The organism is Vibrio sp. NC2 (assembly GCF_025195005.1).
GTDB lineage: Bacteria > Pseudomonadota > Gammaproteobacteria > Enterobacterales > Vibrionaceae > Vibrio > Vibrio splendidus.
Window position 1 is genome coordinate 1 of record NZ_JANVFC010000034.1, and the last position, 22,279, is coordinate 22,279.

The 22,279-nt window shown below is 44.6% G+C and carries 25 protein-coding genes and 2 tRNA genes; 21 read left to right on the forward strand and 6 right to left on the reverse strand.

What is annotated here, in order from left to right; genetic code table 11:
- The coding region (locus NX845_RS22890) for a transketolase (protein ID WP_311319430.1) at positions 1–1,166 on the reverse strand (1,166 nt) is incomplete at its 3' end.
- Positions 1,167–1,543: 377 nt separating this feature from the next.
- Between NX845_RS22890 and metK the strand changes: the two genes are divergently transcribed.
- From metK to NX845_RS22910, 4 genes are all read left to right on the forward strand, one after another.
- Positions 1,544–2,698: a methionine adenosyltransferase gene (gene metK, locus NX845_RS22895; protein ID WP_004735487.1), complete on the forward strand. Its 1,155-nt coding sequence runs from the start codon at positions 1,544–1,546 to the stop codon at positions 2,696–2,698.
- A 368-nt stretch (positions 2,699–3,066) separates the two neighbouring features.
- The gene (locus NX845_RS22900) at positions 3,067–3,864 is read left to right on the forward strand and encodes a DUF2189 domain-containing protein (RefSeq protein ID WP_260257199.1); all 798 of its coding nucleotides are present in this window, start codon (positions 3,067–3,069) and stop codon (positions 3,862–3,864) included.
- 78 nt (positions 3,865–3,942) lie between these two features.
- The gene (locus NX845_RS22905; protein ID WP_102451454.1) at positions 3,943–4,443 is read left to right on the forward strand and encodes a SprT family zinc-dependent metalloprotease; all 501 of its coding nucleotides are present in this window, start codon (positions 3,943–3,945) and stop codon (positions 4,441–4,443) included.
- A gap of 97 nt (positions 4,444–4,540) precedes the next feature.
- Positions 4,541–5,272, forward strand: coding sequence for an endonuclease (locus tag NX845_RS22910; RefSeq protein ID WP_017087221.1), 732 nt, complete (start codon positions 4,541–4,543; stop codon positions 5,270–5,272).
- 68 nt (positions 5,273–5,340) lie between these two features.
- Here the strand turns inward: NX845_RS22910 and NX845_RS22915 are convergent, their stop codons facing one another.
- The gene (locus NX845_RS22915) at positions 5,341–6,687 is read right to left on the reverse strand and encodes a hypothetical protein (protein ID WP_102441590.1); all 1,347 of its coding nucleotides are present in this window, start codon (positions 6,685–6,687) and stop codon (positions 5,341–5,343) included.
- 194 nt (positions 6,688–6,881) lie between these two features.
- On the opposite strand from NX845_RS22915, the gene rsmE reads away from it, so the two are divergent.
- The 5 genes from rsmE to NX845_RS22940 all read left to right on the forward strand — a co-directional run bounded on the left by rsmE (position 6,882) and on the right by NX845_RS22940 (position 10,015).
- Positions 6,882–7,613, forward strand: coding sequence for a 16S rRNA (uracil(1498)-N(3))-methyltransferase (gene rsmE, locus NX845_RS22920; protein ID WP_017077778.1), 732 nt, complete (start codon positions 6,882–6,884; stop codon positions 7,611–7,613).
- A gap of 9 nt (positions 7,614–7,622) precedes the next feature.
- Complete coding sequence (gshB, locus tag NX845_RS22925) at positions 7,623–8,573, forward strand: glutathione synthase (RefSeq protein ID WP_004735482.1); 951 nt, start codon at positions 7,623–7,625, stop codon at positions 8,571–8,573.
- A gap of 116 nt (positions 8,574–8,689) precedes the next feature.
- The gene (locus tag NX845_RS22930; protein ID WP_017095267.1) at positions 8,690–9,253 is read left to right on the forward strand and encodes a YqgE/AlgH family protein; all 564 of its coding nucleotides are present in this window, start codon (positions 8,690–8,692) and stop codon (positions 9,251–9,253) included.
- A 79-nt stretch (positions 9,254–9,332) separates the two neighbouring features.
- Positions 9,333–9,755, forward strand: coding sequence for a Holliday junction resolvase RuvX (ruvX, locus tag NX845_RS22935; protein ID WP_004735480.1), 423 nt, complete (start codon positions 9,333–9,335; stop codon positions 9,753–9,755).
- A gap of 98 nt (positions 9,756–9,853) precedes the next feature.
- Positions 9,854–10,015 (forward strand): hypothetical protein, encoded by a 162-nt coding sequence (locus NX845_RS22940; protein ID WP_017090793.1) that lies wholly within the window; start codon positions 9,854–9,856, stop codon positions 10,013–10,015.
- Positions 10,016–10,073: 58 nt separating this feature from the next.
- Here NX845_RS22940 and NX845_RS22945 read toward each other — a convergent pair whose 3' ends face one another.
- Complete coding sequence (locus NX845_RS22945) at positions 10,074–11,183, reverse strand: PilT/PilU family type 4a pilus ATPase (protein WP_054541892.1); 1,110 nt, start codon at positions 11,181–11,183, stop codon at positions 10,074–10,076.
- A gap of 14 nt (positions 11,184–11,197) precedes the next feature.
- Positions 11,198–12,235 (reverse strand): type IV pilus twitching motility protein PilT, encoded by a 1,038-nt coding sequence (locus NX845_RS22950; RefSeq protein WP_004735478.1) that lies wholly within the window; start codon positions 12,233–12,235, stop codon positions 11,198–11,200.
- Between the two features lie 26 nt (positions 12,236–12,261).
- Here NX845_RS22950 and NX845_RS22955 point away from each other — a divergent pair, with 26 nt between their 5' ends.
- The 7 genes from NX845_RS22955 to hemW all read left to right on the forward strand — a co-directional run bounded on the left by NX845_RS22955 (position 12,262) and on the right by hemW (position 17,145).
- Positions 12,262–12,966, forward strand: coding sequence for a YggS family pyridoxal phosphate-dependent enzyme (locus NX845_RS22955; RefSeq protein ID WP_054541893.1), 705 nt, complete (start codon positions 12,262–12,264; stop codon positions 12,964–12,966).
- Positions 12,967–13,078: 112 nt separating this feature from the next.
- On the forward strand, positions 13,079–13,897 hold the full coding sequence (gene proC / locus NX845_RS22960; RefSeq protein ID WP_054541894.1) for a pyrroline-5-carboxylate reductase: 819 nt from the start codon (positions 13,079–13,081) through the stop codon (positions 13,895–13,897).
- Between the two features lie 75 nt (positions 13,898–13,972).
- The gene (locus NX845_RS22965) at positions 13,973–14,530 is read left to right on the forward strand and encodes a YggT family protein (protein ID WP_004735475.1); all 558 of its coding nucleotides are present in this window, start codon (positions 13,973–13,975) and stop codon (positions 14,528–14,530) included.
- Positions 14,531–14,559: 29 nt separating this feature from the next.
- A complete protein-coding gene (gene yggU, locus NX845_RS22970) occupies positions 14,560–14,850 on the forward strand; it encodes a DUF167 family protein YggU (RefSeq protein WP_009847703.1) in 291 nt (96 codons plus the stop codon).
- A 28-nt stretch (positions 14,851–14,878) separates the two neighbouring features.
- On the forward strand, positions 14,879–15,310 hold the full coding sequence (locus tag NX845_RS22975; protein ID WP_004735472.1) for a DUF4426 domain-containing protein: 432 nt from the start codon (positions 14,879–14,881) through the stop codon (positions 15,308–15,310).
- Positions 15,311–15,358: 48 nt separating this feature from the next.
- On the forward strand, positions 15,359–15,958 hold the full coding sequence (locus NX845_RS22980) for an XTP/dITP diphosphatase (protein WP_065682912.1): 600 nt from the start codon (positions 15,359–15,361) through the stop codon (positions 15,956–15,958).
- Positions 15,958–17,145 carry a radical SAM family heme chaperone HemW gene (hemW, locus tag NX845_RS22985; RefSeq protein ID WP_017080777.1) on the forward strand — a complete coding sequence of 396 codons (1,188 nt, stop codon included), beginning with the start codon at positions 15,958–15,960 and terminating at the stop codon, positions 17,143–17,145. The genes NX845_RS22980 and hemW overlap by 1 nt, the downstream gene beginning before the upstream one ends.
- A gap of 248 nt (positions 17,146–17,393) precedes the next feature.
- Here hemW and glsB read toward each other — a convergent pair whose 3' ends face one another.
- Both glsB and trmB read right to left on the reverse strand, forming a co-directional pair.
- A complete protein-coding gene (gene glsB / locus NX845_RS22990; RefSeq protein WP_004735469.1) occupies positions 17,394–18,314 on the reverse strand; it encodes a glutaminase B in 921 nt (306 codons plus the stop codon).
- A gap of 187 nt (positions 18,315–18,501) precedes the next feature.
- On the reverse strand, positions 18,502–19,221 hold the full coding sequence (gene trmB / locus NX845_RS22995) for a tRNA (guanosine(46)-N7)-methyltransferase TrmB (protein ID WP_029222028.1): 720 nt from the start codon (positions 19,219–19,221) through the stop codon (positions 18,502–18,504).
- Positions 19,222–19,386: 165 nt separating this feature from the next.
- On the opposite strand from trmB, the gene mutY reads away from it, so the two are divergent.
- From mutY to NX845_RS23020, 5 genes are all read left to right on the forward strand, one after another.
- Positions 19,387–20,448 (forward strand): A/G-specific adenine glycosylase, encoded by a 1,062-nt coding sequence (gene mutY, locus NX845_RS23000; RefSeq protein ID WP_065682913.1) that lies wholly within the window; start codon positions 19,387–19,389, stop codon positions 20,446–20,448.
- Positions 20,449–20,476: 28 nt separating this feature from the next.
- On the forward strand, positions 20,477–20,749 hold the full coding sequence (locus tag NX845_RS23005; RefSeq protein ID WP_004735465.1) for an oxidative damage protection protein: 273 nt from the start codon (positions 20,477–20,479) through the stop codon (positions 20,747–20,749).
- Positions 20,750–20,818: 69 nt separating this feature from the next.
- Positions 20,819–21,952, forward strand: coding sequence for a membrane-bound lytic murein transglycosylase MltC (gene mltC / locus NX845_RS23010; RefSeq protein ID WP_065682914.1), 1,134 nt, complete (start codon positions 20,819–20,821; stop codon positions 21,950–21,952).
- A 103-nt stretch (positions 21,953–22,055) separates the two neighbouring features.
- Positions 22,056–22,131: transfer RNA gene (locus tag NX845_RS23015), tRNA-Phe, on the forward strand.
- A 74-nt stretch (positions 22,132–22,205) separates the two neighbouring features.
- A tRNA-Thr gene (locus NX845_RS23020) sits at positions 22,206–22,278 on the forward strand.
- Position 22,279 lies beyond the last annotated feature (1 nt).

Here is a 22,279-nt window from a genome sequence, read left to right on the forward strand (position 1 = left end):
CACATAGTCAGGTTAGAAGGCGCAAGGTCAGCAGAGCCGCCCATGAATTCAGGTAGCATAGCACCGAACGCTTCTAGCGCATTTTGAGAGGCTTTACGTGATGCGATGTTTGCTGGGTTAGCTTGAAGATCAGCAATGATTGCGTTTGCTTTCTCTTCCCACTCAGCTGGTAGTTCGCCGTTTGTACGACGTTTGAATTCTGCTGCTAGCTCTGGGTGAGCCGCTGCGTATGCGTCAAATTTAGCATTCCACGCTGCTTCTTTCGCTGCGCCCGCTTCTTTCGCATTCCACTCAGCTGCGATATCAGCTGGAATTTCGAAAGGACCGTGTTCCCAACCAAGTGCCGCTTTAGTTGCTGTGATTTCATCAGCGCCTAGTGGAGCACCGTGACAGTCGTGCGTACCCGCTTTGTTTGGAGAACCAAAACCGATGATAGTTTTAGTACAGATAAGTGTTGGACGAGGATCCGCTTTAGCTGCTTCGATAGCCGCGTTAATAGCGTCAGCATCGTGACCATTTACCGCTGGAATTACGTGCCAGCCGTAAGCTTCAAAACGCTTAGGAGTATCGTCAGAGAACCAACCTTCAACTTCGCCATCGATAGAGATGCCGTTGTCATCCCAGAAAGCAACCAGCTTACCAAGACCTAGCGTACCCGCTAGAGAACATGCTTCGTGAGAGATACCTTCCATCAGACAACCATCACCCATGAACGCATAAGTGAAGTGATCGACGATGTCGTGGCCTTCTTTGTTGAACTGTGCAGCCAATGATTTTTCAGCCATCGCCATACCAACAGCATTGGTGATGCCTTGACCTAGAGGACCCGTCGTTGTTTCGATACCAGGAGCGTAACCGTACTCTGGGTGACCTGGAGTCTTAGAGTGCAGTTGACGGAAGTTTTTCAGGTCTTCAATTGAAAGCTCGTAACCTGCAAGATGAAGCAGAGAGTAAATCAACATTGAACCATGGCCGTTAGACAGAATAAAACGGTCGCGGTCAGCCCACTCTGGGTTTGCTGGGTTGTGGTTCAAGTGACCACGCCAAAGAACTTCAGCGATGTCAGCCATACCCATAGGTGCGCCAGGGTGGCCTGAATTTGCTTGTTGAACGCCATCCATGCTAAGTGCGCGAATTGCATTGGCTAGATCTTTACGAGAAGGCATGTCTGCTCCTGAGTACATAAGCGATTTAAAAAAGAGATTGATGCTAAAAATTTCATTTTTATTAGCGCGGGTATTCTCTCAAACGACTTTAGCGACTGCAAACGTTTTACTGGCATTTTAACGGTCATTTTTCGCAATTTTCGAACATTTACATCACTTAGCAATGTGTTATCTCGACCGATACGCAAACGTTTAGTTATGACATATCATAAAAAAGAGCTTGTAATTCGACCGCTGGAATTTAGAATAGCCGTCTAGATGTAGAAACACCTACAAAATATACTGTATTTAATGGCGGCGCTTCCTAGCTTGCGACGCCTGAAATTATTTGCATTTAACTATTTGCAACTAAAAACTAAACTAAAAGTGGAGCTCTCATGGCTAAGCACCTATTCACTTCTGAATCTGTTTCAGAAGGCCATCCAGATAAAATTGCAGACCAAATCTCTGATGCTGTTCTTGATGCCATCTTGGAACAAGATCCAAAAGCACGTGTTGCTTGTGAGACTTACGTAAAAACCGGCATGGTTATGGTTGGCGGTGAAGTAACAACGTCTGCATGGGTTGATATCGAAGAAATCACTCGTGAAACAGTTCGTGAAATTGGTTACGTTCATTCTGATATGGGCTTTGACGCTGACTCTTGTGCAGTACTAAACACAATCGGTAAGCAGTCTCCAGACATCAACCAAGGTGTTGATAAAGCCGATCCTAAAGATCAAGGCGCAGGCGACCAAGGCATCATGTTTGGTTACGCGACTAACGAAACACCAATCCTAATGCCAGCTCCAATTACTTACTCTCACCTTCTTGTTAAGAAGCAAGCTGAAGTACGTAAGAGCGGCAAGCTTGATTTCCTTCGCCCAGATGCGAAATCTCAAGTTACGTTCCAATACGACCAAGGTAAGATTGTTGGTATCGACGCAGTTGTTCTTTCAACTCAACACTGTGATTCAGTAACAACACCTGACCTACGTGAAGCGGTAATGGAAGAGATCATCAAGCCAGTACTTCCTGCTGAGTGGATCAACAAAGACACTAACTTCTTCATTAACCCAACAGGCCGTTTCGTAATCGGTGGCCCAATGGGTGACTGTGGTCTAACAGGTCGTAAGATCATCGTTGATACGTACGGCGGTGCAGCTCGTCACGGTGGCGGTGCATTCTCTGGTAAAGATCCATCAAAAGTTGACCGTTCTGCAGCTTACGCAGCGCGTTACGTTGCGAAAAACATCGTTGCTGCTGGCATGGCTGACCGTTGTGAGATTCAACTGTCTTACGCTATCGGTGTTGCAGATCCAACATCTATCATGGTTGAAACGTTTGGTACTGAGAAAGTAGCTCACGAGATCATCATTGAAGCTGTTCGTCAAAACTTCGACCTACGTCCATACGGTCTTCAAGAAATGCTGAACCTTCTTCAGCCTATCTACAAAAAGACGGCTGCATACGGCCACTTCGGTCGTGAAGAGTTCCCTTGGGAAGCGACGGACAAAGCAGCAATCCTTGCGGACTTCGCTGGCCTAAAATAATTTAGCCACTGCGATTTATTTCTTTAAAGCCCTTACTTCTTAGTAAGGGCTTTATTTTTATGTACTTACCCAACCTTTCCCTGCTAGAACCCCCTGTCCAAGTCTTCTTTACCGTTAACCACTTAGTATAAAAAGCCGCTGATAATTTGTGTTTTCTAGCACTACTGACAATAGTTAAGGTAACTCCTAGGCGATCAAGCTCACATTTAACTTAAATTAATTCAGTCTGATAACGCTCGTTAAATGTACGCTAGAACAATAACTGGGATGACAAAGAGCAATTTAGCTCAACACCATAACGCTCTCGTAAGCGACACCTCTGAGCCTTGTGGAATTATAACTAGGACGTTATTTAACTAGGGGGATCTATGCCTCGTACCGTGCACCCATCCGAACTAAACGATAAGAAACACAAGGTCAGCGTTCAGGATTACGCTCGCACTATTCCTTGTAACCAAGTAAGCATATCAGCCCCATTCCACTGGTTATCGCTTGCACTGCATGACTTAGTGAAAATGCCAATAATCAGCGCATTTTACGGATTGTGTTTCATGGCTGCGGCCATCGCCATCGTGCAACTAGTCCAATGGCAAGGAACACACCTAGTCGTTATGCCAAGCTTGATAGTCTATATGTTGATAGGACCCTTTCTTGCTCTAGGCCTATATGACGCAAGCTGGGAAAGAGAGAAAGGACATTCCCCAAGCTTATTCCACTCAATGAAAGCAATTACTCGCAACTCCACCCATCAATGGGCCTTTGCGATTGTGTTAATGGTTGCAATGATCTTTTGGATGCGGATTGCTGCGTTATTGCATGCGCTCTACCCTTCCGTACAAGGAGCACCATTAAGCGAGTTTGCACCATTCCTGATTACGGGTTCGGTGATTGGGTTGGTTATCGCGAGTCTGATATTTAGCATCTCAGCGTTTTCGATTCCATTGATGATGGAAAGACGTGTAGATGTAATGAGTGCCATTTTTACTAGCTTCAACGCTGTTAAATCAAACATCCCTGCGATGGTCGTTTGGGCTGGTATCATTGGTACAGGTATCTTAGTCGGCTTCGCGACCTACGGTGTAGGTATGATTGTAACGATGCCATTACTTGGTTACGGAACATGGCATGCTTACCACGAAGTCATCAAAAAGAAACATCACGTTTAAATCGTTTCACGATCGATGAGCAATGTTATGATGAGGCCTTAGCTTAAACGCTGAGGCTTTTTTTGGAGTTAACAACGCTTGTCTTACACCCCGCAACAACATCGAGTAAATAAAAAATTGGGCGAATGCCTAGCTATCGCTAATCAACATTTTTCTCGTGAATTTCCATGCCCAACCGTCACTTACAAGTTAAGAGGAAAGGCAGCGGGAAAAGCCTACCTCCAGTTAAACGAGATAAAACTCAACCAAGTGCTATTCAACGAAAATGAAGACGCCTTTATTAACGAAGTCGTGCCTCATGAACTCGCACATCTGATCACACATCAGGTCTTCGGACGAGTTAGGCCTCACGGGAATGAGTGGAAATACGTGATGGAAAAGGTATTCAATGTACCGGCCAGAACGACCCACAGCTTGGAAATCACCTCGGTGCAGGGCAAAACTTTTGAGTATCGCTGTGATTGCACCACTTATCCCCTGTCGATAAGACGACACAACAAAGTCATCCGCAACCAATCAACGTATCGTTGCCAACAATGCCAGCAAACCTTAGCTTTTACCGGCCTTCAATTGAGCTAAGTCTTAAGCTCACAAGGTAACGCGAATAAATGTAATAGAGAGAACTAACATTTGAGTGCTAGACTGTTGTTTATCATACTTTCATCAGTCTTTCTCTATGCAAAAAACCACTCCAAAAGTATTTGGCCTATCGGTGTCCTTTTACTTATCAATAGTATTTGGCCTACTGGTAACCCAAAGCGTTTTCGCCGCTCCACCAAGTTCGTTCTCCAAAGCCAAAAAAGAAGCCGTGAAGATTTATCTCGATCACCCGACTTCATTTTATTGTGGTTGTGACATTACATGGAAGGACAAAAAGAAAGGTATCCCCGACCTCGACGGCTGTGGCTATCAAGTGAGAAAACAGCAAAAACGCGCTTCCCGTATTGAGTGGGAACACGTGGTTCCAGCTTGGCAATTTGGCCACCAGCGTCAGTGCTGGCAGGATGGCGGACGTAAGAACTGCACTCGCAATGACAAAATATTCAAATCAATGGAAGCCGATCTTCATAACCTGACTCCGGCGATTGGCGAGGTTAACGGTGATCGCTCCAATTACAATTTCAGTCAGTGGAATGGAATGGATGGCGTGAGCTATGGTCAATGTGAAATGCAGGTCAACTTCAAACAGCGTAAGGTTATGCCGCCAGACAGAGCAAAAGGCTCTATCGCGCGTACTTATCTTTACATGAGCCAAGAGTATGGTTTCAAGCTCTCTAAGCAGCAGGCTAACCTGATGATGGCGTGGAACCAGCAATTTCCTGTCGATAAGTGGGAATGTACTCGTGATGAGCGAATCCATACCATCCAGGGGAATCACAACCCATTTGTATTTGAAAGCTGTAAATAATAGCCAGCAAGATAAAAAGGCCCTTGTTACACAGGGCCACAATCACTTTTATTGCTCTATTATTAAGTTTAGTTTTCTAAGTCTTCTAGATAACGAGTATTTTCACTAAAACCTGTCATTGAAGCCGCCGAAATAACGGAGCGCGCCTCCGGGTTTACATCCATAAATTTCTGACTTGAACACCAACCTTGCCCAACACTTAACACTTCAGGAGCGGCAGGAAGAGAAGACAATTCAGCTCTAATCGTCAGCTCTGACTTACCCAATATACCACTAGCAACAAACACGGCTCGATCTTGAACATCGTTATCAGATAAACGAGAACGCTGGCCCCACTGCACTTTCCAGTCGTTACATGAATAATCTTCTATTTGTGGAATACTAAGAAAAGCGACATCAGACAAAGCGCGGTACTTTTTGTACATCATGTAAGCTTCAAAGAGCATAGCCACATCTTCAGCAGGACTTGAGTAAGAGTAGAATGCCGCTGCTTTATCGGCTTCAAATGCATCCCCGGCAACCTCTCCTGTAAGTCGTCTAATTTCGTTTGTCATTGATTCACCTTGAAAGGCAATTTGAGCCGCTTTTTTAAGCAGATTTGAAGTTAAAGGATCCCTTTCAATAAGCTCGTGATTTAATTTTTTTAACGGATGAATATAGTTAGTGATATACCCATAAGAAGGGATTTGAGTCAGGTCGTGCTCTTGCAAGAAATCATTCGCGTGTGCAAGTTCATGAGAAAGGAGCCTAAATAAACCAGGAGCAATATGATTCGCTTCTCTCGATTCATTCCTTAATGGGGTATAGGTATTTGAATAAGAGATATAGTCATTTGTTGCTTCATGAACATAGCGCTGAGCTTTATCGAATTTAAACTCTGTTTGAAAACCGTTTCGATAATCTTCCTGCTTATGAATGGAATCCCACTCGCTTTTATTGCGCCATACATACTTAGGGTCTATATACATAGATGCTGTAGACGTTGTGTAAAATGATGGGCGGATATCATAACTGATCACAATGCTGTTTAATGGCTTGAAAAGATTCAGTAAATCTTGGTCATTAATTTCTTTTAATGCTTCGATAAAACTGTCGGCCATCCACTGATGGGACACTACTAACCTTTCTTGAATCTGCTCAATTGTCACATTTACTTGATTAACCCCAAGAGGCTTTATTACCGATAAATCACAAGAGCTATTCACTAAAAATGCTTTTGAACACTCTTCAATATCCTTCGACATACTCGAAGTTTGGTAAGTCGAAACAGACGCTAAACTTGGCGTTCCGTTCACATTAGGTGACACGATACTAGCAGGAACATCGGAAGATGAATCCGAACCACCACCACAACCCGCCAAAAGTAAGCTACTGACTGCACACGTTAAAATAGAACGTCTTTTCATACAAAACATAGATAAAGCCTTTATTAATTATATTTATATTCAATCGGTTGAATTGTATTTATTGGCTTTATAAATTTCAAACTCTAAATCATAAGGATAAGATCTCTCGCCTATTTTTGTTCGCTACTTGTTTTTTCTTTACTTAGCATCCATGTTAGGCAGAGACAAAATACCCAAATGACACTATTTATAGGTTTACCAGCATGAGAATCCCTCGTATCCATCACCCAGAACGCATTCATCAGTTAGGTTCACTCGCTTTAGGCGAAGATGCCGCGGGTCATGTTGGTCGAGTCCTTCGTATGAAAGAAGGTCAAGATGTTCTTCTATTTGATGGCAGTGGTGCTGAATTCCCAGCGACAATTGCTGAAGTATCAAAAAAGAACGTCACAGTTAATGTTACTGAACGTATAGAACGTAGCAGCGAATCTCCGTTAGACTTACATTTAGGCCAAGTGATTTCACGTGGCGACAAAATGGAATTCACGATTCAGAAATCGGTTGAGCTTGGTGTCAACACCATTACCCCGCTGATTTCAGAGCGCTGTGGCGTTAAGCTTGATACTAAACGCTTCGAGAAAAAGCTCGCACAGTGGCAAAAGATTGCTATCGCAGCATGTGAACAATCTGGCCGTAATACGGTTCCAGTTATTCGCCCAATCATGCAACTTGAAGAGTGGTGCAGCGAACCGAGCGAAGCGTTAAAACTAAACCTGCATCCTCGTGCAAAATACTCAATTAACACCCTTCCAGAACCCATCAGTAAGGTGCGCCTATTGATCGGTCCTGAAGGCGGACTGTCAGCTGAAGAAATCGGCATGACAGAACAATACAAATTTGAAGAGACGCTACTTGGCCCACGTGTACTTCGTACCGAGACAGCAGCTCTAACCGCAATTACTGCCTTACAAGTCCGTTTTGGCGATCTAGGCTAGGAGAAAAAAATGATCAAACTTGGCATCGTAATGGATCCAATTTCATCCATTAACATCAAAAAAGACTCTAGCTTTGCCATGATGCTTGAAGCTCAGCGTCGTGGTTACGAAATCCATTACATGGAAATGGATGATCTACATTTAGATCAAGGCGTAGCCATTGCTGACACTAAGGTTGTTGAACTAAAAGAAGATCCAAACGGTTGGTACGAATTCAAATCAGAACAGACTATCGCGCTATCCGATTTAGATGCGGTACTAATGCGTAAAGATCCTCCGTTTGATACTGAGTACATCTACGCAACTTACATTCTTGAGCGTGCTGAAGAGAACGGCGCACTGATCGTCAACAAACCACAAAGCCTACGTGACTGTAACGAGAAGTTGTTCACGGCATGGTTCCCTGAACTGACACCGACCACCATCGTGACTCGTAAAGCTGAAAAAATTAAAGCGTTCCGAGAAGAACACGGTGACGTGATTCTAAAACCACTTGATGGCATGGGCGGCGCGTCTATCTTCCGTGTGAAAGAAGGCGATCCAAACGTATCAGTTATTATTGAAACCTTGACCAACCACGGTCAGAACTACGCAATGGCACAAACTTTTGTTCCAGACATCAGCAATGGTGATAAGCGTATTCTTGTGGTTGACGGTGAGCCAATGCCTTACTGTCTAGCGCGTATTCCTGCAAAAGGGGAAACTCGAGGTAACCTTGCTGCTGGCGGTACAGGTGAAGCTCGTCCTCTAAGTGAAACAGACTGGGCTATCGCAAGAGCAGTTGCTCCTGCACTGAAAGAGAAAGGCTTAATCTTTGTTGGGCTTGATGTTATCGGTGACAAGCTGACTGAAATTAACGTGACTAGCCCTACTTGTATCCGTGAAATTGAAGCCGCTTTTGATATTTCAGTTACAGGTAAATTAATGGATGCAATTGAGCGTCGCGTTAACGCTAAATAGCCTAAACTAAAGAAAGCCTTAGCTATTCGAAAACACAGAAATATCTAGGCAAAGAACAATGAGCGGCTTTACGCCGCTCTTTTTCCTTTACTGGGAACACACTGGCAGGAGGCTCTATGAATTTAACGAACCACTTTCTGGTTGCTATGCCCGGAATGAAAGACCCATACTTTCAAAATTCGGTGATTTACCTTTGTGAGCACAATGACGAAGGCGCGATGGGTTTGATGATCAACGCCCCTATTGATGTCACTGTCGGTAGCATGCTTAAGCAAGTTGAGGTTGATTCTGATCAGCCAAAACCCAACCAAGCAAGTCTTGATAAGCCTGTATTGAATGGTGGACCGGTCGCAGAAGACCGTGGGTTTATTTTGCACAAACCGAAAGGCAGCTATCAATCCAGTATCAGCATGACGGATCAAATCTCAGTGACAACCTCAAAAGATATCTTGATGGTGTTAGGTACAGAAGATGAACCGATGAATTATCTAGTCGCACTTGGTTATGCAGGGTGGGAACCCGGGCAACTGGAAACCGAACTGACCGAGAACTCATGGTTAACTGTTGAAGCCGATCCGAAGGTCATCTTCGATACGCCAATTTCAGACCGCTGGAAAGTCGCCGTGCAGATGTTAGGCATTAATGCGGCTCAGCTTTCAGCAGACGCTGGTCACGCCTAGCTCAGACTCAGACTCAGACTCAGACTCAGACTCAGACTCAGTATATAAACTCTCAAACACAGATTAATTTGGAAACCCCATGTCACGAACAATTATGGCATTTGACTACGGTACAAAAAGTATCGGCAGTGCGATAGGACAAGAGATCACAGGTACAGCCAGCCCTTTAAAAGCCTTTAAGGCGAAAGATGGCATCCCGAACTGGGATGACATCGAAAAGCAAATCAAGGAGTGGCAGCCGAATCTTATCGTGGTTGGTCTTCCTACCGATCTTCATGGTAAAGATCTAGCCGCGATTACACCAAGGGCGAAGAAGTTTGCCAATCGCCTAAAAGGGCGCTTTGGTGTCGATGTTGAACTGCATGATGAAAGACTTTCTACGACAGAAGCAAGGGCCGACCTTTTTGAAATGGGCGGCTACAAAGCACTAAGTAAAGGTAATGTCGATAACCAATCCGCAGTTGTGATTCTAGAAAGTTGGTTTGAAGCACAATATTCTTAGTTAAAACTAAGTGATTAACATTTGAGCTAATTTATGATCCCACACGAATTTCACGCCGTAGTGTCAGTGCAATTCATAATAAGGACGTGGGAGTTCATATGAAAATTTTTCTAGTCATCTTCGCTTCTCTAGCAATCACAGCATGTAGCTCTATGAGCGGAGGCTCAGCAGGTTATACCGGTGAACAATATCCGACAAAAATCAAATTAGAGAAGGAACGAGGATATTCTGGTAACAACAATAGTTACGGCAACCACTAATATATCCAGACCAAAAAAAACCGCCTTCACTGCGGTTTTTTTAGCATTCAGCATCAATCTAACCCATATCAATCTTCACGCCAGCCAAAGCACCGGTTCCGTAGTCATCATCACCACGTCTGGTTTTTAGCATTAAGCGTAAGTCATTCGCAGAATCAGCACTGTGGAATGCGTCTTCTTCACTGATCTTGCCTGCAAGCACCAAGTCATACAACGCTTGGTCAAAGGTCTGCATACCAATCTCTTTCGATTTAGCCATCGTCGCTTTTAGTTCATGCAACTCACCACGACGAATCAAGTCAGACACTCGCGGGCTGTTGAGTAGAATTTCAAACACGCCATGGCGACCGCTGCCATTCTTATCTCGGATTAATTGCTGAGCGACCACACCACGCAGGTTCATCGACAGATCAAACAGGAATTGCTCTTTTTGCTCTTTCGGCACCAAGTGAAGAATACGTTCTAACGCTTGGTTGGCATTATTGGCGTGCAGCGTTGCCATACACAAATGACCCGTTTCAGCAAAGGTCATCGCGTATTCCATGGTTTCACGGCTACGGATCTCGCCAATCAAAATCATATCAGGAGCTTGGCGCAAAGAGTTCTTAAGCGCAACTTCGTAACTCTCGGTGTCGAGCCCGACCTCACGTTGTGTCACGATGCACTTTTTATGTTCGTGTACGAATTCAATCGGATCTTCAACCGTCAAAATATGCCCTGAGCGATTGGTATTGCGATAGCCTGTCATTGCGGCCATCGAGGTTGATTTACCAGAACCTGTTGCCCCAACCACCAGCACAAGTCCGCGCTTAGCGATTGACAGGTCTTGCAGTACATCAGGAAGCTTTAATTGCTCAAAGGTTGGGATGTTAGTCTCGATACGTCGAATGACCGCTCCAGGTAGCTCTCGTTGAAAAAACGCACTCACACGAAAACGACCAAAATCACGCACGATGGCAAAATTAGCCTCTCGCGTTTGCTGATATTCACCGCGTCGGTCTTGATCCATCATCGCATCAAGTAACTGAGCAACCTGAGCCGCATTCAATTTCTCGCCTTGAGGTCGCAGTTCACCATCGACACGAAACAGGATAGGCGCATCAACGGTGATATAAAGATCCGATGCTTTTTGAGATAGCATCCCTTCAAGGATTTGATTCAATTCCATTTTGTTCACCTTGATTAAAACATTGAGGTTTCAATTTCGATCTTTTTCTCGACCTCTTCTGAATCAACCAGACCTTGAGCCATCAACTGCTTCGCATTTTGCTCCATGGTCTGCATACCGTGTGCCGCCCCCGTTTGAATAATCGAATACATCTGCGCGACCTTGTCTTCACGGATCAAGTTCCTGATCGCAGGTGTCGCCATCATGATTTCATGACAAGCCACACGACCGCCACCAACACGCTTCAACAGCTTCTGGGCAATCACCGAACGTAACGATTCAGACAACATTGAACGCACCATGTCTTTGTCGCTACCCGGGAATACATCGATAATACGGTCTATGGTTTTTGCCGCAGAGCTCGTGTGCAAAGTACCAAAAACTAAGTGACCCGTTTCTGCTGCAGTTAGCGCTAAGCTGATCGTCTCTTGGTCACGAAGTTCGCCGACAAGGATTACGTCTGGATCTTCACGCAACGCACTACGCAATGCCGCTTTGAAGCTGTGAGTATCGCGATGCACTTCTCGTTGGTTGATTAGGCATTTGTTGTTGGTATGAACAAATTCGATCGGATCTTCAATCGTCAATATATGCTTATTATGGTTACGGTTAACGTAATCCACCATCGCAGCCAAAGTTGTCGACTTACCTGAACCAGTCGGCCCTGTGACCAATACTAGCCCTTTTTCATAATTAGATATTCTTTCAAATATCTCAGGAGCCCCTAGCTGTTCAAGGGTGGGAATCTCTACTGGAATGGTACGGAACACAGCAGAGCAGCCACGAGATTGGTTAAAAGCATTAACACGGAAGCGACCAACGTTGGGTAATTCAAAAGAGAAGTCGACTTCCAGTTTTTCTTCGAACTCACCGCGTTGTGAATCACTCATGATCTCAAAAACCAAACGATGCACATCAGCATGGCTCAAAGCTGGTATTCCAAGCTTCCTTACTTCACCATCTATACGTACCATTGGAGATACACCCGCAGAAAGATGTAGATCTGACGCGTTATGCTTTACACTAAAATCTAGTAACTCAGTGATATCCATTTATTTTCCCTTAAGTAAAGTCAGCTATGAGTAGTATTCAACAAAATATCGAACAAATCACCTCACAGATACGTAGTGCTGAGCAAAAGTGCGGACGAGCTCCAGAGTCCGTGCAACTTTTAGCCGTCAGCAAAACTAAACCTATTGATGCGATTCTAGAAGCCGCACTCGGAGGCCAAGTTGCCTTTGGTGAAAACTATGTTCAAGAAGGTGTTGATAAAGTAAAACACTTTTCAGAACAACATTCTAACCTAAATTTAGAGTGGCATTTTATTGGCCCAATTCAATCCAATAAAACCCGCCCAATCGCAGAAAGCTTCCAATGGGTACATTCCGTTGAACGCGACAAGATCGCACAAAGACTTAATGACCAACGACCAAGCGAACTTCCACCTTTGCAAGTTTTGATTCAGGTAAACACCAGTGGTGAAGAATCCAAGTCTGGAACGTCAGAAGAAACAGTTTTTGCACTAGCGGAGTTGATTTCATCGCTCCCTAACCTCACTTTAAGAGGGTTGATGTCGATTCCTGCAAACGTATCTGACTATCAATCTCAGCTTAATGCATTTTCTCAACTGGCGGAGCTTGAAGATAAGCTAGCCGCAAAGTATCCAAACATAGATACCCTTTCGATGGGTATGAGTGGTGATATGGATGCAGCAGTTGAGGCTGGCAGCACTATGGTTCGCATTGGAACGGCTATCTTCGGTGCTCGTGATTACGCGAAATAGCACAGCACGTAACAAGAAATAGCTACAACAAGCAACAACAAGTGGCAACGAAAAATACAGTATTGATACCGCTTCGCTTTCACCGCGCAGCGACACGCTCAGGATTTTATATATGGAACATAAGAACATCGCCTTTATTGGGGCGGGAAATATGGTTCGCTCGATTGTAGCGGGCTTAGTGGCGAGTGGTTACCCAGCGCAAAAGATTACTGCAACAGCGCCTTCAGACACCAGAAGGCTGCCGTTAGAGCAAGAGTACGGCATCAATACCACCAGCGATAATATTGCCGCAGCAGAACAAGCAGACGTTGTTGTGTTATCCGTGAAGCCACAAATGATGGCTGATGTATGTAAACCCTTACAAGGTATCGACTTCAGCAACAAACTGGTTATCTCAATTGCCGCGGGTATTAATGCGAATCGACTCAATGAGATGTTAAACTGCCAGCTGAACCTTGTGCGTGTGATGCCAAACACGCCATCACTACTTGGTAAAGGGATGAGCGGCCTTTATGCTGACTCAACGGTTAGTAAGGGCGATAAAGAGTTCGCTTCTCAGCTAATGCAAGCCGTAGGTGAGGTAAGCTGGGTTGAACAAGAGTCTGGTATCAACAACATCATTGCAGCGGCGGGGAGTGCTCCGGCTTACTTCTTCCTGTTTATGGAAGCGATGCAAGCTGAAGCAATTAACCAAGGTTTTGACCAAGAAACCGCTCGTAAATTAGTGCAGCAATCTGCATTAGGCGCGGCAGAGATGGTGGTAGCGAATCCAAATACTGAATTATCAACACTGCGTGAGCAAGTGACTTCAAAAGGCGGAACGACCGCAGAAGCATTGCGCACGTTTAACGACTATCAACTATCAGACATCGTAGCGAAAGCCATGCAAGCGGCGGTTGCTCGAGCTGAAGAGATGGAAAAACTGTTTTAATACTCGTTACAGTACAAAAGCATTGTGCCGTTCGGGTGATACCTAGCGGCAAGTAAATCCGAAAAAGGAAACAATATGAATTCGATGAGCTTTCTGATCTCGACCGTTTTTGATCTTTACATCATGGTTGTGATCTTGCGTATCTGGCTACAAGCATCACGTGCAGATTTCTACAACCCATTCTCACAATTTATCGTAAAAGCGACACAACCGGTTGTTGCCCCGCTACGCCGAGTGATTCCATCAATAGGAAGCCTTGACCTTGCGACGGTTGTCTTCGCTTATGTGCTGTGTGTACTTAAGTTCGTCGCTCTAAACTTGATTATCTCTGGCGGTGCGGCTGTATTTGATATCAGCTTCCTGATCTTTGGCGCACTATCTCTGCTCAAAGCGGCTGGTGGGTTAATTTTCTGGGTTCTACTGATCCGTGCAATCCTGAGTTGGGTTAGCCAAGGCCGTAGCCCAATCGAATACGTATTCCATCAGTTAACAGAACCAATGCTAACGCCAATTCGCCGTATCCTTCCTGATATGGGTGGCTTCGACCTAAGTGTGCTGGTTCTGTTCATTGTTCTGCAATTTGCGAACTTCCTAATGGGCGACATGATCGGTCCTATTTGGTATCAGCTATAATTCAAGTACGAACCTCAGGTACTTTGACGATGCCAAAAGCAGTTTGGGCCGAAGAAGACGATATTCTTCTTCGGCTCTATATCCAACCCAAAGCAAGCCGAGACAAGATTGTCGGCTTGCACGGAGAGGAACTGAAAATTGCCATTACTGCACCACCGGTTGATGGCAAAGCAAATGCTCACTTAGCGAAATACCTTGCGAAACAATTTAAGGTCGCGAAAGGGCAAATTAAGATAGAAAAGGGAGAGCTCGGTCGGCATAAGCAAGTTCGAATATGCTCACCAAGTCAGATCCCAACTGAAGTCAAAGCCATCCTATGATGGCTTTTTGCTATTTATTGGAGTCATTATGCGTCTATGGATAACAGCACTACTCACCGCTCTAATTGCCCTACCAAGCTCGGCAGGACAGTTTAAAAGTATCAAGGATGTCGAGGTTCATTACTCGGCTTTCAATTCCACGTTTTTAACTGCGCAGGTCGCTAAGCAATATAAGCTGAAACGAAACGGATACTCAGCGATTCTAAACATCAGCGTGCTAGACAACGCTTCCCTAGGCAAGCCTGCAACAACGGCTAAAATTACGGGAACAGCACGAAACCTAGTAGGTAACACTCGCACGCTTAACTTCCGTGAAATAAAGGAAGGCGATGCGATTTATTACCTTGCAGAGTTCCCTATCACTCACGAAGAAAACATCACTTTTAATATTGATGTTAACGCTGGTTTGAAAGGCACAGGTCCACTGCGTTTTACACAAAAATTCTATATAGAAGAGTAGCTTCAACGCTCACTTTTCTAGTCATTAACTTATTAGAGCCACATTCCCATGAGTAAGATTGTTTTAGCAACAGGCAACCAAGGCAAAGTTCGCGAGATGGCAGATATTCTGTCTGAGTTTGGTTTCGACGTTGTCGCGCAAAGTGAATTTAACGTTTCAGAAGTCGCAGAAACGGGAACAACTTTCATTGAAAATGCCATCATCAAAGCTCGCCACGCTGCGAAAGAGACAGAGCTACCAGCCATTGCTGACGATTCTGGCTTAGAAGTTGATTACCTTAATGGTGCACCCGGTATCTACTCAGCGCGTTACTCAGGTGAAGGGGCGACTGATAAGCAGAACATCGAAAAGCTGTTAGATGCTATGCAAGGTGTAGACGTTGAAAAACGCACAGCTCGTTTTCACTGTGTATTGGTACTAATGCGTCACGAAAACGATCCGACTCCATTAGTATGTCACGGTAAATGGGAAGGTCGCATTCTGACTGAAGAACACGGTGAGAATGGCTTTGGCTACGATCCTGTATTCTTTGTACCAGAAGATAACTGCGCCTCAGCAGAACTTGAATCGTCACGTAAGAAGCAACTGTCACACCGTGGTAAAGCCCTAGCGTCATTATTCAAGACTCTCAAGGAGCAAGCTCTGTAATGCACAATGCAGCGCTAATACCACCCGCACTCAGCCTCTATGTTCACATTCCATGGTGTGTACAAAAGTGCCCGTATTGTGATTTTAACTCTCACGCTCTAAAAGCCGAGATTCCTGAAAAAGAGTACATTGATGCTCTGCTTGAGGATCTCGATACCGATATCGAAAAATACCAACTCAATGGCGCACCTCGCCCATTGCATTCGATCTTTATTGGTGGCGGCACGCCGAGTCTATTTTCTCCAGAAGGAATAGGTCGATTGCTGCAAGGCATTGAACAGCGCATCCCGTTCAAACCTGAAATAGAAATCACCATGGAAGCTAACCCAGGCACCATTGAAGCTGAGCGTTTTGTTGGTTACCAAAAAGCAGGCATAACTCGAATCTCGGTGGGTGTGCAAAGTTTTGAGCAAGAGAAACTGGAAAGGCTTGGGCGTATTCACGGTCAAGACGAAGCGGTTAACGCAGCTCACTTAGCACATAAAATCGGATTGAACAGCTTCAACCTAGATCTAATGCACGGCTTACCCGATCAAAGCATTGATCAGGCCTTGGCTGATTTGGACAAAGCGATCGAGCTCGATCCTCCACATTTATCTTGGTATCAACTAACAATAGAACCTAACACCATGTTCTATTACAAAACGCCAAAGCTGCCTGACGATGATGACCTTTGGGATATCTTCGACTTAGGCCATAAGAAGCTCGCAGACGCAGGTTATGTGCAGTACGAAATTTCAGGCTACAGCAAGCCGGGATATCAGTGTCAGCATAATCTCAACTACTGGCGCTTTGGTGACTACCTAGGTATTGGCTGTGGCTCTCATGGCAAGCTGAGCTTTGCAGATGGACGTATTGTTCGCACCACTAAGGTTAAACACCCTAGAGGTTACCTAGCCGCGTATCAGAATCTGGTGAAGCCCTATCTGTCGGATGAACTTGAAGTACCTAATGAGGACCGCCCTTTCGAGTTCTTCATGAACCGCTTCAGGCTAATGGAAGCGTGTCCAAAACAAGACTTCATTGATACGACTGGGTTAGAGTTTGATTCGATTCAGCCAACAATAGAGTGGGCCAAAGAGCTCGGTTATCTTAATGAAACCGACAGCCATTGGCAGATCACTGAAAAAGGAAAACTCTTCTTAAACGATTTGCTTGAAGCCTTTATGGCAGAAGAAGACGAATAGATTCGAGAAGTATTGTGTAAGGGTTGGCTTTAGGGTCAACCCTTTCTAATTTGCGCGCAGACAAATAATAGATTCCCGATTACACTCCTTCGTCGCTATCGGGAATGACGGGCATAAAACAAGTCTTATCTCCCAAAAGTTAGGAGCCAGTGCGTCGAAAGTTAAAAACAACACCGTCGTCCTCAAGAACGAGGAACGAGTGAGTTGGGGACCTCTTGCAAATGTAGCTCCCCAACTTAAAAGCGCTTTTAGAAAATAGAACGACCAATGCGCTCAGAGAGCAATTCTAAAGCCTGAGTTCCCGCCAGTGAATTACCCGACGCGTCCAGTTCTGGAGACCACACCGCGATCGTCATTTCGCCAGGAACAATCGCAATAATCCCACCGCCAACACCAGACTTTCCTGGCATACCAACACGATAAGCAAACTCTCCCGCCCCATCGTACAAACCACATGTCGCAAGCAAAGCATTCAGCTGTTTGGTTTGAACTGGAGTGATGATCTCTTTCTTGGTCTGAACCGACACACCTTTGTTTGCCAAGTAGCTAAAGGTTTTCGCCAAGTCAACACAGGTCATTTTAAGCGCACAAGCATGAAAGTAATTGTTGAGTACAGGGATAACATCGTTCTCAAAGTTACCAAATGAACGCATCAAATAAGCGATGGCAGCATTGCGATCGCTGTGCATCATTTCAGAAGCCGCCACAACCTTGTCATACACAATATGAGTATCACCTGATAGCTGACGTACAAATTCTAATAAACGGTGCCTTGGTGCAGATAGACGGCTTTGCAATAAGTCAGCAACGATAATCGCACCTGCGTTAATAAACGGGTTACGAGGGATGCCGTGTTCCATCTCAAGCTGAATCATCGAGTTAAAGGCTTGTCCTGAAGGCTCCTTCCCTACTCGTTGCCAAATTTCTTCCGGCTTATACAACACCATCGCTAACGTCAGGCTTAAAGCTTTAGAGATTGATTGCACGGAAAAGGCTTCATCGGCATCGCCAGCTTGAATGACTTCACCTTCATTGGTGTATACCGCAATCGCCAGTTTCTGATTCGATACGCGAGCCAATGCAGGAATATAATCAGCGACCTTTCCCTGACCAATTAAAGGGCGAACTTCGTCTAAAATCTCGGCTAAAATAGCTTGAGTTGGTTTCATGTGTGCTTACTTCTTTATTGTTATTTTTGTAGGGGGTGTGACATTACTTTCTGTCCTTAAACCTTTATCGCAATAAAAGCCTAAGGACAAAAAAGCCAACATTACAATAATGTTGGCTTTAATCAATCCCATAAAGTGTAGGGTTTAATCCTAAGTCGGATTCACCTTCACTTAATTTGATTCAGAATTACTTAGTACGCTTAAACTTAATGTCCCAAACACCATGACCTAAACGGTGGCCACGCGCTTCAAACTTAGTTAGCGGACGCTCGTCTGGACGAGGAATGTAATCCCCATCTTCAGCGATATTCTTGAAGCCTGGAGCTACGTTCATCACTTCAATCATATGTTCTGCGTAGTTTTCCCAGTCTGTTGCCATGTGGAAAATACCAGTATCAAGTTGCAGCTTACCGCGAACCATCTCTGCAAACTCAGCCTTAACGATACGACGCTTATGGTGACGAGCTTTGTGCCATGGGTCAGGGAAGAACAGTTGCAGTGTATGCAGGCTGCTGTCTGGGATCATGTGCTCAAATACTTCTACTGCATCGTGACACATTACGCGTAAATTCGTTACACCCGCATCGCGAGCTGTACCTAAACACGCACCAACACCTGGGCTATGAACTTCAATACCTAAGAAGTTTTTCTCAGGCGCATTCTTTGCCATTTCAACCAGTGATGCACCCATACCGAAGCCAATTTCTAGTACAACTGGGTTATCGTTGCCAAACACTTCTTTCCAATTAAGAAGTTCTGGGTTGTAGTCGATACCCATTGTTGGCCAACATTCATTCATCGCGTTTTCTTGGCCTTTTGTTAAGCGGCCTTCGCGGCGAACAAAACTACGGATCTTACGAACCAGTTTGCCGTCTTCAGTATATTCGTTAGTGGTCACTTCACTCATTGATTTTTGCCTGCACATTGATTAATCAAAGCGGGGATTATCCAAAGAATTGCCTCCGGTGCAAGTCTTTCCGTGGATAAATTCCCACACAATTTGTCTGTTTTACATCCAACCGTAAGTGTGGTGCAATTTCACTCCTAATAATAGCAAAGCATAGAGCATGTCGTGACTCCTTTCGCAACCGCCATATTAAAGTGGTATGACGCCTTTGGGCGTAAAGAATTACCTTGGCAACAAAACAAAACCGCCTACACCGTTTGGCTATCAGAAATCATGCTTCAGCAGACTCAAGTCGCCACGGTGATTCCATACTACCAGCGCTTTTTAGAACGCTTTCCAACGGTTATTGACCTAGCGAACGCCGAACAAGATGAGGTGCTCCACTTATGGACAGGGCTTGGTTATTACGCGCGAGCTCGTAACTTACACAAGGCTGCCAAGATTGTTGCCGAGCAATACGGTGGTGAATTTCCGCTTTCTATCGAAGATATGAACGCGCTACCGGGTATTGGACGATCTACTGCCGCTGCAGTGCTGTCCTCTGTGCATAAACTCCCTCATGCGATTCTTGATGGCAACGTCAAGCGAACCTTGGCGAGAAGCTTTGCAATAGAAGGTTGGCCGGGGCAAAAGAAAGTCGAGAACCAGCTTTGGGAACACGCAGAAGCACACACTCCCAATCAAGATGTCGATAAGTACAATCAAGCCATGATGGATATGGGTGCGATGGTTTGTACCCGTAGCAAACCCAAATGTACCTTATGCCCGATTGAAAGCATGTGTGAAGCTAAGAAGCTCGATAAACAGCTCGATTTCCCTGGTAAGAAGCCTAAGAAAGAAAAGCCGATAAAAGAAACATGGTTTGTGATTCTGTACCACGATAATCAAGTATGGCTCGAACAACGCCCTCAGTCTGGTATCTGGGGAGGACTGTTCTGTTTCCCTCAAAATGAAAACGCAGAGATCGAACATCAATTAGATCTTCGTTCGATCAAAGACAGTGAAACCGATTCGATCAAGACCATGATTGCGTTTCGACATACTTTCAGCCACTACCACTTAGATATCACACCTGTATTAGTAAAATTAGATAAACAACCAGATTTGATAATGGAAGGGACTAAAGGTCTCTGGTATAACTTATCAAAACCGGAAGAAATTGGCTTAGCCGCTCCTGTAAAGCAGCTTATTGAGAGCCTACCCTTTGAACTGAACGACGACGTTTGAATCAACGAACGCAATAAGAGGAACCACTATGAGCCGCACTGTATTTTGTGCTCGCCTTCAAAAAGATGCTGAAGGCCTAGATTTTCAACTTTACCCAGGTGACTTAGGTAAGCGTATCTTTGACAACATCTCTAAAGAAGCTTGGGGACAATGGCAAAGCAAGCAAACCATGCTTATCAATGAGAAGAAGCTAAACATGATGGATCCTGAACATCGTAAACTTCTTGAAACTGAGATGGTTAACTTCCTTTTTGAAGGTAAAGATGTCGTTATTGATGGCTACACTCCACCAAGCGAATAAGACATTTATTTAAGCAAATTTTAATGACATCATGGTTAACGCTGCGATGTCATTTTTGTATGAGGAACTATGAAAAAGCTAAGTTACTTCCTAACAGCCATGTTGTTAACTGGCTGCAGTCGTGAATTTGTCGAAAGCATTTATGATGTTAATTACGAACCAACCAACCGATTTGTAAGTAATTTAGCGGAGCTACCCGGTCAATTTGAAAAAGACACTGGTGCGTTAGATTCTTTAATTAATAGCTTTTCTGGCAATATCAAAAAACGTTGGGGCAGCAGTGAAGTAAAGATGGCGGGCAAGAGTAACTATGTGAAATACATAGATAATTACTTGAGCCGTTCAGAAGTAAACTTTAGCCAAGGCCTGATCACAGTTGAAACCGTATCCTCAACGGATCCTAAAAAGCACCTCAAAAATGCAATAATGACGACACTTTTGACGCCAGATGATCCTGCGAATGTCGACCTATTCTCTTCCAAAAGCATCAAGTTAGAAGGTCAACCTTTCCTCTATAACCAAGTCGTTGATCAGGATAAGAAGCCTATCCAATGGACATGGCGTGCTAACAAATTTGCTGATTACCTGATCGCCAATAACCTAAAAACCAAGGAAGTCGACTTTAAAAAAGCGTATTACGTCGAAATTCCAATGGTGGCCGATCACGCCAGCAAACGAAGCTATAAGTACGCAGACATCGTTCGTCGCGCTTCTCAACGTTATGACATCCCTGAAGACTTGATTTACGCAATCATCAAAACAGAGAGTAGCTTTAACCCATACGCTGTGAGTTGGGCGAACGCTTATGGTCTTATGCAGGTGGTCCCCAAAACGGCAGGCCGAGATGTCTTTAAGCTCGTCAAAAAGAAACCTGGAGAACCAAGTCCTGAGTACTTATTCAATCCAGAAAACAACATAGATGCTGGCACTGCATACTTTTACATCCTTAAAAATCGTTATTTGAAGGACGTGCAGCACCCAACCACGCTTGAGTACAGCATGATCTCAGCATACAACGGCGGTACTGGTGGCGTACTCAATACCTTCAGCAAAGACCGAAAACGGGCAATGCGCGACTTAAATTCGTTGCAACCTAGTCAAGCTTACTGGGCACTGACAAAGAAACACCCAAACAAAGAGTCGCGTCGATACTTAGAAAAAGTAACAAAATTCAAGAAAGATTTTAACCAAGGTAAAACGTAAGCCTCACTTTTGAATAAAAAAACAACTAACGAACGTTTTTTTTAATTATTTTCAAAAAAGGTGTTGACGGTTATGCAGAAAATCCGTTTAATAGCGCTCCGTTGCCCGGATAGCTCAGTCGGTAGAGCAGAGGATTGAAAATCCTCGTGTCGGTGGTTCGATTCCGCCTCCGGGCACCACAATTTGATTTGTTGGTGTCATTACTCTTTAACAGGGAGTAGCAACACGAACAAAAGCATAAAGAATTTAGTGTGCCGACTTAGCTCAGTAGGTAGAGCAACTGACTTGTAATCAGTAGGTCACCAGTTCGACTCCGGTAGTCGGCAC

Bases quoted from the DNA above. Each gene is read 5' to 3' on its own strand.
- NX845_RS22955 (WP_054541893.1), top strand. From the start codon at position 12,262: ATGAGTAGTATTCAACAAAATATCGAACAAATCACCTCACAGATACGT.
- NX845_RS22910 (WP_017087221.1), top strand. From the start codon at position 4,541: ATGCAAAAAACCACTCCAAAAGTATTTGGCCTATCGGTGTCCTTTTAC.
- metK (WP_004735487.1), top strand. From the start codon at position 1,544: ATGGCTAAGCACCTATTCACTTCTGAATCTGTTTCAGAAGGCCATCCA.
- NX845_RS22965 (WP_004735475.1), top strand. From the start codon at position 13,973: ATGAATTCGATGAGCTTTCTGATCTCGACCGTTTTTGATCTTTACATC.
- hemW (WP_017080777.1), top strand. From the start codon at position 15,958: ATGCACAATGCAGCGCTAATACCACCCGCACTCAGCCTCTATGTTCAC.
- NX845_RS22945 (WP_054541892.1), bottom strand. From the start codon at position 11,183: ATGGAATTGAATCAAATCCTTGAAGGGATGCTATCTCAAAAAGCATCG.
- mltC (WP_065682914.1), top strand. From the start codon at position 20,819: ATGAAAAAGCTAAGTTACTTCCTAACAGCCATGTTGTTAACTGGCTGC.
- NX845_RS22980 (WP_065682912.1), top strand. From the start codon at position 15,359: ATGAGTAAGATTGTTTTAGCAACAGGCAACCAAGGCAAAGTTCGCGAG.
- NX845_RS22940 (WP_017090793.1), top strand. From the start codon at position 9,854: ATGAAAATTTTTCTAGTCATCTTCGCTTCTCTAGCAATCACAGCATGT.
- rsmE (WP_017077778.1), top strand. From the start codon at position 6,882: ATGAGAATCCCTCGTATCCATCACCCAGAACGCATTCATCAGTTAGGT.
- NX845_RS23005 (WP_004735465.1), top strand. From the start codon at position 20,477: ATGAGCCGCACTGTATTTTGTGCTCGCCTTCAAAAAGATGCTGAAGGC.
- trmB (WP_029222028.1), bottom strand. From the start codon at position 19,221: ATGAGTGAAGTGACCACTAACGAATATACTGAAGACGGCAAACTGGTT.
- NX845_RS22950 (WP_004735478.1), bottom strand. From the start codon at position 12,235: ATGGATATCACTGAGTTACTAGATTTTAGTGTAAAGCATAACGCGTCA.
- yggU (WP_009847703.1), top strand. From the start codon at position 14,560: ATGCCAAAAGCAGTTTGGGCCGAAGAAGACGATATTCTTCTTCGGCTC.
- ruvX (WP_004735480.1), top strand. From the start codon at position 9,333: ATGTCACGAACAATTATGGCATTTGACTACGGTACAAAAAGTATCGGC.
- NX845_RS22915 (WP_102441590.1), bottom strand. From the start codon at position 6,687: ATGTTTTGTATGAAAAGACGTTCTATTTTAACGTGTGCAGTCAGTAGC.
- proC (WP_054541894.1), top strand. From the start codon at position 13,079: ATGGAACATAAGAACATCGCCTTTATTGGGGCGGGAAATATGGTTCGC.
- gshB (WP_004735482.1), top strand. From the start codon at position 7,623: ATGATCAAACTTGGCATCGTAATGGATCCAATTTCATCCATTAACATC.
- NX845_RS22900 (WP_260257199.1), top strand. From the start codon at position 3,067: ATGCCTCGTACCGTGCACCCATCCGAACTAAACGATAAGAAACACAAG.
- glsB (WP_004735469.1), bottom strand. From the start codon at position 18,314: ATGAAACCAACTCAAGCTATTTTAGCCGAGATTTTAGACGAAGTTCGC.
- NX845_RS22930 (WP_017095267.1), top strand. From the start codon at position 8,690: ATGAATTTAACGAACCACTTTCTGGTTGCTATGCCCGGAATGAAAGAC.
- NX845_RS22975 (WP_004735472.1), top strand. From the start codon at position 14,879: ATGCGTCTATGGATAACAGCACTACTCACCGCTCTAATTGCCCTACCA.